This is a genomic window from Spirilliplanes yamanashiensis (assembly GCF_016863475.1).
GTDB lineage: Bacteria > Actinomycetota > Actinomycetes > Mycobacteriales > Micromonosporaceae > Spirilliplanes > Spirilliplanes yamanashiensis.
In genome coordinates this window covers 258,475-269,388 of the sequence record NZ_BOOY01000008.1, presented here as the reverse complement: position 1 = coordinate 269,388, position 10,914 = coordinate 258,475, and the positions used below count along the sequence as shown (strand labels likewise).

Here is a 10,914-nt window from a genome sequence, read left to right as displayed (position 1 = left end):
GAGCGTCGGGTGGGAGTGGTCGTGCCGAAGTCCGTGTCGGGTTGGACCATCGCCGTGTTCGGGGCGCTCGCCCTCGTCAACGGCGTCCTCGGACTGGCCGTGCCGGGCGCCCTCGTCGGCCCGCTCGGCTTCGCCACCCCGCTGGACGGGGCGGCGGCCACGTTCCTGGCGGCGTCGTCGATGGCGTCGCTGAACATGGGCGTGTACTACCTGCTGGCGGCCTCGCGGGACTGGAAGCCGTTCTTCGCCTTCACCGTGCCGTTCCGGGCGCTCACCGTCACCGTGTTCACACTGTTCGTGCTGGTGGGGCCCGCGCCGGCCGGATTTCTGGCCGTGGCGGCGTGGGAGGGGCTCGGCGCGCTGGCCACCGGGGCCGCCCTGCTGCACGAACGGCGGCGCGCGACCATGATTGTCGCCTAACCGTCGGGATGCGGGCCGACCGGTCGTCGGACCCCTGGCGTATTTTCATACCCGTGACGGACACCCCACCTGGCGCCCTGCCGACGCCGTACGTGCCGGGCATGTCCGGGTTGACGGTCATGGCCCGCGGCGGCTATGCCACGGTCTACCGCGCCACGCAGGACTCGGTCGGCCGCGAGGTCGCGATCAAGGTCGAGAACCGGACCCTGGACAACCCCCGTGACCAGGCCCGCTTCCTGCGCGAGGCGAAGGCGGCCGGGCGCATGTCCTCGCACCCGCACGTCGTCGACCTGTTCGACGTGGGCGTCACCGTCGACCAGCACCCGTACCTGATCATGGAGCTCTGCGACGGCTCGTACCTCGACCGGATGAAGGTCTCGCCGCTCGGCCCGGCCGAGGCCCGCGACCTCGGGGTCAAGATCGCCGACGCGCTCGCCCACTCCCACGGGGCGGGCGTGCTGCATCGCGACGTCAAGCCGGCGAACATCCTCTACTCGAACTTCAACCCGGCCGTGCTCGCCGACTTCGGCCTCGCCGTGCTGGGCGAGATGCGTGACTCGTCCGTCACCCTCGAGGTGCTCACCCCGGCGTACGCGCCGCCGGAGATGTTCCGGCACGCCACCCCGTCGCCGGCCGTCGACGTCTACGCGCTGTGCGCCACCCTGTACGCGGTGATGCGCGGCCGCCCGCCGCGCTGGGACACCGACCACAGCCCCAGCCTCATCACGCTGATGGACCTGTTCAACCGGCCCATCCCCGACCTGCCCGGCGTCCCCCCGCAGTTCCTCGAGGTGCTGCGCTACGGCATGGCCAACGAGCCGCGGGCCCGGCCGTCCGCCGCCCAGCTGTGCGAGATGCTCGGCAGCCTGCCGCTCGGCACCAACGCGCCGACGTCGGGCGCCCCGGCGAACGTGTACCGGTCCAGCACGTTCCGCACCCCGCAGCTGCACCCGCCGGTGTCGCCCACCCGCGACCTGCCCGGCCCGGCCGACGACACCCCGACCGTGCACACCGCCCGCAAGCGCGGCAAGCGCAAGTGGCTGTTCGGCGGCTTCGGCGCGGCCCTGCTGCTCGCCGCCGGCGCGGCCGGCGTGTGGTTCGGCACCGACCGGCAGGACACCCCGACGCCGCCCCCGGCGGTCGCCGCGCCGTCGTCCACCGGCACCGCGCCCGGCTCCGGCGCCGGCACCGCCCTGCCCGGCTGCGCCACCCCACTGCCCGGCGGCGCCCGCTGCCCCGGCTCCCTCGAATGCCTCAACCGGCGGCCCGACCAGGGCTTCGCCGCCGGGCTGGTGGCGTGCACCGAGCGGCACACGTGGGAGGTGTTCGCCCTCGGCACCCTGCCCGCGGCCGTGTCGCCCACCGACCAGGAGGCCGTCAAGGGCGACCCGACCGTCCGCCAGGTGTGCAGCCGCGAGACGTTCCTGCGCACCACCGGCCTGGTCAGCGCGGCCGGGTGGAGCCTGTCGGTGCTGCCGCCCGACGCGGCCGCCGCCGACCGCACGTTCCGCTGCCTGGCCGGCCGGGGCACCAACGCCCTGACCGGCCCCACGCTCACTCGGGACTGACCACCGCGAGCACCGCGCCCGTGTCGACCTCCGAGCCGGGGGCCACCGGCACCGCCGCCACCACGCCCGCCGACGGGGCGTGCACCGGGTGCTCCAGCTTCATCGCCTCCAGCGTCAGCAGCAGGTCGCCCGCCCGCACCCGCTGCCCCGGCACCACCAGCACCTGCCGCACCTCGCCCGGCAGCGGCGCCGTCAGCGAACCCTCCGCCGGGCCGGTCGCCGTCGGGAAGCGCGGCATCTCCGACAGCGTCACCGAACCCTCGGGACTGTCCACGTACGACACCTCGCCCACGCGGTGCACGCCGAAGCCCAGCCGCATCCCGTTCAGGTCCAGCACGACCCGCTCCGCGTCCGCCGACACCACGCTCACCGGTGGCTGGTCGTCCGTCAGCGGCGGCTGCCCCAACCCCGCCAGGTCCAGGTCGTCCGGGTCGATCGGGCGCACCCACCAGCCGGCCAGGGCGCCCAGCCGGTTCATCCGGTAACCCACCTCGACCGGGCCGGACGGGCCCACGTACAGGGCGCTCTGCGACGCCGACGGCACGTTGCGCCAGCCCGACGGCAGCGTCCCCAGCACCGGGCTGCCCGCCCGCCGCGCCGCCGCCCCGGCCAGCGCCGCCGCCAGGCACGACACGCGCACCGCGTCCACCGAGGACAGCAGCGGCGCGAACACCTCCGGGTGCCGGTCCAGGAAGCCGGTGTCGACGTCGCCCGCCCGGAACGCCGGGTGCCGCAGCACCCGCACCAGCAGGTCCCGGTTCGTGACGACGCCGTGGATCTGCGCCCGGGTCAGCGCCGACGCCAGCATCCGGGCCGCCTCGGCGCGCGTCGGCGCCCACGCCACCAGCTTCGCCAGCATCGGGTCGTACAGCACCCCCACGACGGAGCCGTCGCCCACGCCGGCGTCCAGGCGCAGGCCGGGCTGCAGCAGCGGCTTGAACCGGCCCGCCACGTCCGGCACCGCGAACCGGTGCAGGGTGCCCGTCGCCGGCAGCCACGCGTACGCCGGGTCCTCAGCGCACAGCCGCACCTCCATGGCGTGCCCGCGGATCGGCGGCGGCCCGCCCATCGGCAGGTGCCCGCCCTCCGCCACCAGCAGCTGCAGCCGCACCAGGTCGAAGCCGGAGATGCACTCGGTGACCGCGTGCTGCACCTGCAACGCCGGCGTCAGCTCGATGCAGTGGAACCCGCCGTCCGGCGACAGCAGGAACTCGACCGTGCCCGCCCCCACGAACCCGGCCGCCCGCGCCGCCATCACCGCGGCCTTGCAGATCTGCGCGCGCAGCGTCGTGTTCACCGCCGGCGACGGCGATTCCTCCACGATCATCTGGTGGCGCCGCTGCACCGAGCACTCCCGCTCGCCGAACGGGATCACCGCCCCGTGCGCGTCCGCGATGATCTGCACCTCCAGGTGCCGGGCACCCTCCACCAGCGGCTCGCAGAACACGGTGCCGTCGCCCGTGGCGACCTGCGCGTCCCGGCGCGCCGACGCCACCGCCTCCGCCAGCGCCGCCGGGTCCCGCACGATCCGCAGGCCGCGGCCGGCCGAACCCGCCGCCGGCTTGATCAGCACCGGCAGCTCCGGCACCGCCGCCGGGTCCGTGAATGACGGCAGCACCGGCACCCCGGCCTGCGTGAACAGCTCCTTCGCCGCCACCTTCGAGCGCAGCGTGGCGAGGGTCTTCGCCTCCGGCCCGACCCAGATCATGCCCGCGTCGGTCACCGCCGCCGCGAACTCCGGGTCGTCCGCCAGCATCCCCACCCCCGGGTGGACGGCGTTCGCGCCCGCCCGCAGGGCCGCCGCGATGACCAGGTCACCGCGCAGGTACGTGGCCGCCGGCGCGCTGCCCGCCAGGCGCACCGCGTAGTCCGCCTCCGCCACGTGCGGGGCGTCGGCGTCCGCGTCCGAGTACACGGCGACCGTCTCGATGCCGATCAGGCGGCAGGTGGCGAAGATGCGGCGGGCGATCTCCCCGCGGTTGGCGACCAGCAGACGACGGATCATGTTCGTACCCCTCGTCACACGCGGAAGACGCCGTACGACGCGGCGCCCCCGATCGGTCCGCTGTGCACCGCGGACAGGCAGATTCCCAGCACGGTACGGGTGTCCCGCGGGTCGATGACGCCGTCGTCGTGCAGGTGCCCCGACGCGTACATGGCCGCCGACGCCTTCGGCGCGTCCCCGCCGCCCGGGCTCGGCACCAGCCCCACCGGCAACGGGTTCGACGGCCACCGGAAGCCGAACCGGTGCCCCGGCTCCCGCACCCCCTCGCCCAGCGTCACCGCCAGCCGCGGCACCACCGAGTTCGCCAGCGCGTTCACCAGCAGCGCCGCCGACGACACGTCCCCGCCCGCCGCCGCCCGGTTGCCCGGGTGCCGCAACTCCACCAGCGGCGTCGCCGACGCGTTCGCCAGCTGCACGAAGTGCGCCCCCTTGCGCGCCTCCGCCGACGCGGGCGACCCGCCCACCGCCAGCACCGCCACCGGGTAGCCGTGCACCTCGCCCCACCCGCACACCAGCTCCGGGCCGTAACCCGGCTTGAACTCGTCGAACACACTGCCGTCCAGCACCCGCGCCAGCACCTCACGCGCCTCGAACGGCCCCGCCGGGAAACTCCCCGCGATCGTGAGCAGATCCTCCATCTCGTGCCGCGGCGGCACCGGCTCCGCCGACCGCGGCGCCGGCCCCAGCTTGCGCCAGTTCAACCGCCGCACACACAACCGCGCCAGCCGGATCCCGTCCCGCTCGTCCTCCGCCACGAAGTCCGCGAGCCCGTCGTGCTGGCCGTCCGCCTGCTGCGACAACTGCACCCGCGCCTGCGGCCCCACCAGAATGAGCTGGTCCGACAGCGCCGGCAGATACACGGCGTCCCCGGACGTCGGCCCGAACACCACACACACGGTCGGCACCCGGTGCCGCGCCAGCTCCGCCGCCACCGCCCCCGGCGCCGGCGACCCACTGCCCGTCGACTCCACCATCGTCAGCAACGGCAACCGGTTCGCCGCGGCGATCTCCGCCGCCCGCCGCACCTTCCGATCCGTGAAAGGATTGACCGCCCCGCCGTGCACCGTCGGATCATGGGCGACGACGACACACTCGACACCCTCGACGACCCCCACGCCGGTCACCACACTCGCCCCGACCGGGAACTCCGTGCCCCACGCCGCCACCGGCGACAACTCCAGGAACGGGGCATCCTGGTCCAGCAGCAACTCCACCCGCTCCCGCGGCAACAGCTTGCCGCGCGCATGATGCCGGGTGACATTCTTCTCGCCACCACCGGCGCGGGCGGCCTCCAGGGCGGACTCGAGGTCGGCGAGGCGCTCCAGCATGGCGCCCCGGTTCTCCAGATGCGCGGGGCTCCGCGGATCGACGGCCGTGTCGAGGACCGTCATGCCGCCGCCACCCTGACGAACTTCAAGATCCACGCCTCCGGATAGTGCCGTTCGACCACTCGGCTAACGAACGTCCGCCACTACTCGACACGGACACCCCCACCCCCGCCCAAGATTGAAACGCCCGTACGACCCCTCTGCGGCGCGCCTGCAATACCGCCCCAAACCGGACACGCCTGGCGGTGTGTCGCGTCGCCATCGGCGGGTCTTCTGCGGGCGGGGGTTGGCCCTGCCGGGGTCTCCACCGGATGCCGCGGCACCGCGAGCGGCCGGCGGTGGGCCGGGGGTCCGCGGGACTACCGATGGCGTGCCCCGGCAGCATCGCCGACCACCTCGACCGGACCGTCCCGGCCGTGGATCACCCCTCCTTCGTGGGGCCGCCTCGCCGCACTCAGGACGATCCCGACGGCAGCCGCGGCGGCGCCGCGCTGCCCGCGCTGCCCGCGCTGCCCGCGCTGCCCGCGCTGCCCGCGCTGCCCGCGCCGCCCGCGCCGCCCGCGCCGCCCGCGCCGCCCGCGCCGCCCGCGCCGCGCCCGCCGCGCCGCCCGCGCCGCGACCGCGGCGCCAGCGCCCGCCGCGCCGCTTTTGCCGCTTCCGCAAGCTCGCGAGGGTGGGTTGTAAGCCCGCGGGGCCCGGGGTGGCTCGGCGTGGGTAGAGGGTGGGTCGACGTGGCGTTGGGTGGTCCGGCGTAGTCCGGCCACCACTTCCGCCGGTCCCGGCGTGGCAGGGCCACGCCCCGGCCGGTCCCGGTGGCCCGGCGGCGCGCCAGGCAGACGACCACAACCGCTGCCCGGCTCAGCCCGCCAGCTCCAGCCGCCGAGGTCGCGCCGGCCGAAGGAAGGCGGCCGCCGTGCTCAAGGCGATGCCAGCCAGGATCGCCACTCCACCCGCGACCTGCGCCACCCCCAGCGCCTCCCCGAACACCGCCGCCGCGGCCAGCACCCCCACGAGCGGTTCGAGGTTGAGGAAGGCGCCGGCGACGTCGGGGGAGACGCGGCTCTGGGCGTACGCGAACAGGGTGAACGGCAGCAGGGTGCCGCCGACGGCGAGGCCCAGCATCGCGAGCAGGGGGATGGCGCCGGGTGCGGCGGGGGCCGGGCCGTCGAGGAGAGCAGCGGCGGGGACGGCGCCGACGGCGGCGGCTGTGAGTTGGACGGCGGTGACGGCGACGGGGTCGCGGCCGGTGAGCATGCGGGGCTGGGCGACCAGGAAGGCCGCGGACAGCACGAGGGACAGGATGACGAGGGCGTCGCCGGTGAGGGTGGCGCCGGAGCCGCCGTGGGACGCGACGAACGCAACGCCGGCGAGGGCGGTGGCGAAGCCGGCCCAGGCGGTGGGGCGGACGGTGGCGCGGCCGGTGGCGACGGTGAGGAGGGCGACCAGGATCGGGGTGGCGCCGACGAGCAGGGCGGCGTGGGTGACGCTGGTGCGTTCGATGCCGGCGTTCTGCAGGACGATGACCAGCCCGTACCCGAGGACGCCCCAGCCGATGATCGCCGGGGTGACGGCGGCGCGGAGCCGGTGGCGGGCCAGCCAGGCGAGGGGGAGGGCGGCCAGGGTGAAGCGGGCGACGGTGAGCCAGCCGGGGCCCCAGCCGGCGAGGGCGACCTTGGTGAGGGGCACGGTGCTGCCCCAGAGGAGGCCGGCGGCGATGAGGGCGAACAGGTGGCGACGCATGCGGCAAGCGTCCGCGTTCGCGAGCGGATGAGCCGTGCATCGGCGCCCGGACCAAATTATCGTCGGTCGGATGGCCGTTCGACTGGATGAAATTGACCTGCAGCTGCTGACCGAGCTGCAGGTGGACGCGGACCGTCCCAACGTGGAGCTGGCCCGGTTGGTGGGGTTGTCGCCGGCGGCGACGCTGAACCGGGTGCGCCGGCTGAAGGAGGCGGGCGTGATCACCAAGATTGCGGCGCGGCTCGATCCGGGGGCGGCGGGGTTCCCGTTGCAGGTGTACGTGTCGGTGATCCTGGCTCGGCACGAGCCGCGGGCGAGCAAGGCGTTCGAGGACGCGGTGCGCGCGATGCCCGAGGTGATCGCGGCGGACTGGGTGGCCGGCGAGATCGACGTGATGCTCCTGGTGGTGGCGCGGGACGTGGCGGAGCTGCAGAAGGTGCTGACGCGATTGTCGACGCGGGGCGCGCAGCGGTTGACGACGCTGTTGCGGCTGGAGGAGCTGAAGCCGTCGTCGCCGCTGCCGGTGGCCGCCGGGTGACCTTTCTGACCATCGGTTCACCGGGCCGCGGGGGCGGGTTACCGTCGTAGGCGGTGCCGCTGACGTGCGGCCACCCCGGACGAGTTGCGTGTCGTACCCGGTTCTGCCAAGACGACCGCCGAGGGGTGAACTGCGTCATGGCGTGGGTTGTTCTCGTCGTCTCCGGGGTGCTGGAGACCGTGTGGGCCATCGCGCTCGGCAAGAGCGAGGGTTTCAGCCGGCCGGTGCCGTCGGCCGTGTTCGGGGTGGCGCTGGTCGCCAGCATGGCCGGGCTCAGCTACGCGTTGCGCGACATCCCGATCGGCACCGGGTACGCGGTGTGGGTGGGGATCGGCGCGGTGGGCACGGCGATCGTGGGCATGGTGGCGCTCGGCGAGACCGTCAGCGTGGCCCGGGTGCTGTGCATCCTGCTGGTGGTCGCGGGCGTGATCGGGCTGAAGGTCTTCCACTGACCTCCGGGCGCCGGGTCGGACGCAAAAGCGGCAGGTGACCCCGGGCCGCCCGGGTCAGGCCCGACAGCGGCAGGTGACCCCCGGGCGGCCGGTCAGACGCGGGCGCGGCGGGCCAGGCGTTCGGGGTCGAGGATGATGACGCTCTTGCCGTCGAGGCGCAGCCAGGCGCGGGACGCGAAGTCGGCGAGGGCCTTGTTGACCGTCTCGCGGGACGCGCCGACGAGCTGGGCCAGCTCCTCCTGGGTGAGGTCGTGGGTGACCCGCAGGACGCCGCCGTCGCGGGTGCCGAAGCGGCCCGCCATCTGGAGCAGGTTCTTCGCGACGCGGCCGGGCACGTCGGTGAAGATCAGGTCGGCGAGGGCGTCGTTCGTCCGGCGCAGCCTGCGGGCGAGCACGCGCAGCAGTTGCTCGGCGATCTCGGGGCGGTTGTTGAGCCACGGGCGCAGCGACGACTTCTTCAGCCGGGCCAGGCGCGTGTCGGTGACCGCGGTGGCCGTGGCGGTGCGCGGCCCGGGGTCGAACAGGGACAGCTCGCCGAGCATGTCGGACGGTCCCATGACCGAGATCAGGTTCTGCCGGCCGTCGGCGGCGCGCCGGCCCAGCTTGATCTTGCCGGACAGCACGATGTACAGGCTGTCGCCCGGCTCACCCTCGTTGAACACGACGTCGCCCTTACGGACGTCGATCTGGTCCATCTCCTTGGCGAGCGCGTCGGCAGCCTCCGGGTCAACGCCCTGGAAGATCCCGCTGCGAGCCAGTACGTCATCCATCGCGCACCTCCGAATGCGCGTCCCACCGCGCCACGTCAGTCTAGGCGCACGCGGGCCGGAATCGGTCGGGCACCCCTATAGGTCTTGATCAGCCTATCCCTACCCGCCCGCGGCCCGAGCACCGTCTCTAGAGTCGGCGCCGTGGACCCGCAGCTCACGACCCGTGCCGAGGGCGGCCGCGCCGTGCCGGTGCTCGTCTGGCGTCCCGAAAGGCCGTTGATGACCGTTTCGTCGGCGGTGCTGGGCGGCGGGCTGGGGCTGCGGCACTGGGTGGTCAACGCGACCGTGCCCATGTCGTACCACCGGGACGACCCGGCGGACCACCTGGCGGAGCTGGCCCGCGGCCTCGGGCTGCGCGGGCCCGGTGTCGGGTTGCTGACCGGCGTCGACGTGGGCGAGGTGGTCACCGCCGACGACGGCGGCGTGCGGGTGTGGGCGACCGTCGGCCTCGGCACGCCGACGCTGGCGGCCGCGCCCGACGCGCCGGCGGTCACCCGGCCGGGCACCGTCAACGTGGTCGCCCACCTGCCGGCGCTGCCGGGCCCGGGGGCGCTGGTCAACCTGGTCGCCACCGCGGCCGAGGCCAAGGCGCAGGCCATGACCGACCTCGGCCTCGTGGCCACGGGTACGGCCACCGACGCCGTCACCGTCCTGTGCGACCCGGACGGGCCCGCCGCCGAGTACGGCGGGCCGCGCTCGCGGTGGGGCGCCCGGCTGGCCCGGGCGGTGCACCGCGCCGTCGTCACCCGGGGGATCGACACGGTCCCCTGGTCGGACAGGGCAGGCTTTTAGGGGGGTGTGTCGGGTTGCGGCCCACGGCTAGGGTCGCCATCGATGAACGCCACCCCCTCGGAACCCCCGCGCCGCGGCCTGGCCGGTCGCCCCGTCCTGACCGTCACGATCGCGCTCGCCGCCCTCATCGGCGCCGGGCTCGGCGGCGTCGCGCTCGCCAACCGCGGCGACGACCTGGGCCCGCCGCGCTGGCAGACCCCGGCGGGCGCCGCCCCGGCGGCCTCCAGCGAGCCCTCCGAGGAGGCGCCGGCGGCCGGAGCGAAGAGCATTTCGCTGTCGGCGACCGGCGACATCATCATGGGCAGCGCCCCGAACAAGCTGCCCGCGAACGGCGGCGAGGGCTTCTTCGACGACGTGGCCGAGGCGCTCAAGGCCGACCTGGTCATGGGCAACCTCGAACAGCCGCTCACCGGCGACACCGGCACCAGCAAGTGCGGCACCCCGCCGCGCCCGAACTGCTTCGCGTTCCGCGCCCCGCCCGAGTACGCCGCGCACCTCAAGGACGCCGGGTTCGAGCTGCTCAACATGGCCAACAACCACGGCAAGGACTACGGGCCGGTGGGCTTCGCCAACACCCAGAAGGCGCTCGAGGCGCAAGGGCTGGCGCACACCGGCGCCGAGGGCGAGATCGCCACCGTCGAGGTCGAGGGCATCACGGTCGCGGTCGTCGGCTTCGCGTCGTACGCGGGGCTGAACCTGCTCACCGACATCGGCGCCGCCGAGGAGATCGTCAAGAAGGCCGACGAGGAGGCCGACCTCGTCGTCGTGCAGGTGCACATGGGCGCCGAGGGCGCCGACAAGACCCGGGTGAAGCCCGGCACCGAGACGTTCTTCGGCGAGAACCGCGGCGACCCGATGAAGTTCTCCCGCGCCGTGATCGACGCCGGCGCCGACCTGGTCGTCGGGCACGGCCCGCACGTGCTGCGCGGCATGGAGTTCTACAACGACCGGCTCATCGCGTACTCGCTGGGCAACTTCGCCGGCGGCGGCAAGACGCTGTCGCGCACCGGGCGCCTCGGCTGGGGCGGGGTGCTGAAGGTCAGCCTGACGAAGGACGGCGCCTTCACCGGCGGGGAGTTCCTCTCCACCCGGATGAACTCGTCCGGGGTACCCACCCGCGACACCGACGAGAACGGCCGGGAGCTGGTCAACCAGCTGTCCGCGGACGACTTCGGCGCCGACGGCGTGAAGATCGGCGACGACGGGAAGATCGCCCCGCGTTCCTGACGGGGTGACGGCCGCTCGTGCGACGTACCCTTGCTGGCGTGACCCGCACCCAGGCCGCTGCCGCCCCCGAGACG

At 74.5% G+C, this 10,914-nt stretch carries 10 protein-coding genes and 1 riboswitch; of the genes, 6 read left to right on the top strand and 4 right to left on the bottom strand.

From position 1 onward, the window contains the following. Positions 1–15: 15 nt before the first annotated feature. Both Sya03_RS08180 and Sya03_RS08175 read left to right on the top strand, forming a co-directional pair. Positions 16–420 carry a hypothetical protein gene (locus Sya03_RS08180; RefSeq protein ID WP_203937663.1) on the top strand — a complete coding sequence of 135 codons (405 nt, stop codon included), beginning with the start codon at positions 16–18 and terminating at the stop codon, positions 418–420. Between the two features lie 53 nt (positions 421–473). Beyond that, positions 474–1,988: a serine/threonine-protein kinase gene (locus tag Sya03_RS08175; RefSeq protein ID WP_239107200.1), complete on the top strand. Its 1,515-nt coding sequence runs from the start codon at positions 474–476 to the stop codon at positions 1,986–1,988. On the opposite strand, the gene Sya03_RS08170 is transcribed toward Sya03_RS08175, so the two are convergent. The 3 genes from Sya03_RS08170 to Sya03_RS08160 form a co-directional block, all read right to left on the bottom strand. Then, complete coding sequence (locus Sya03_RS08170) at positions 1,975–3,993, bottom strand: ATP-binding protein (RefSeq protein WP_203937574.1); 2,019 nt, start codon at positions 3,991–3,993, stop codon at positions 1,975–1,977. The genes Sya03_RS08175 and Sya03_RS08170 overlap by 14 nt on opposite strands. 14 nt (positions 3,994–4,007) lie before the next feature. After that, complete coding sequence (locus Sya03_RS08165) at positions 4,008–5,384, bottom strand: carboxyl transferase domain-containing protein (RefSeq protein ID WP_203937573.1); 1,377 nt, start codon at positions 5,382–5,384, stop codon at positions 4,008–4,010. A 795-nt stretch (positions 5,385–6,179) separates the two neighbouring features. Beyond that, entirely contained in the window at positions 6,180–7,061 is an 882-nt protein-coding gene (locus Sya03_RS08160; protein ID WP_203937572.1) for a DMT family transporter, read from the bottom strand. A gap of 70 nt (positions 7,062–7,131) precedes the next feature. On the opposite strand from Sya03_RS08160, the gene Sya03_RS08155 reads away from it, so the two are divergent. Together Sya03_RS08155 and Sya03_RS08150 are read left to right on the top strand one after the other, a co-directional pair. Beyond that, complete coding sequence (locus Sya03_RS08155; protein WP_203937571.1) at positions 7,132–7,599, top strand: Lrp/AsnC family transcriptional regulator; 468 nt, start codon at positions 7,132–7,134, stop codon at positions 7,597–7,599. Between the two features lie 50 nt (positions 7,600–7,649). Beyond that, positions 7,650–7,721: riboswitch (guanidine-III (ykkC-III) riboswitch) on the top strand. A gap of 15 nt (positions 7,722–7,736) precedes the next feature. Beyond that, the gene (locus Sya03_RS08150) at positions 7,737–8,051 is read left to right on the top strand and encodes a DMT family transporter (protein ID WP_203937570.1); all 315 of its coding nucleotides are present in this window, start codon (positions 7,737–7,739) and stop codon (positions 8,049–8,051) included. Positions 8,052–8,143: 92 nt separating this feature from the next. Here Sya03_RS08150 and Sya03_RS08145 read toward each other — a convergent pair whose 3' ends face one another. Next, positions 8,144–8,821, bottom strand: a complete 678-nt coding sequence (locus Sya03_RS08145) for a Crp/Fnr family transcriptional regulator (RefSeq protein ID WP_203937569.1) — start codon at positions 8,819–8,821, stop codon at positions 8,144–8,146. 141 nt (positions 8,822–8,962) lie between these two features. Here Sya03_RS08145 and Sya03_RS08140 point away from each other — a divergent pair, with 141 nt between their 5' ends. Both Sya03_RS08140 and Sya03_RS08135 read left to right on the top strand, forming a co-directional pair. After that, positions 8,963–9,613 carry an adenosylcobinamide amidohydrolase gene (locus tag Sya03_RS08140; RefSeq protein WP_239107199.1) on the top strand — a complete coding sequence of 217 codons (651 nt, stop codon included), beginning with the start codon at positions 8,963–8,965 and terminating at the stop codon, positions 9,611–9,613. 42 nt (positions 9,614–9,655) lie between these two features. Continuing rightward, complete coding sequence (locus Sya03_RS08135; protein WP_203937568.1) at positions 9,656–10,840, top strand: CapA family protein; 1,185 nt, start codon at positions 9,656–9,658, stop codon at positions 10,838–10,840. Positions 10,841–10,914 lie beyond the last annotated feature (74 nt).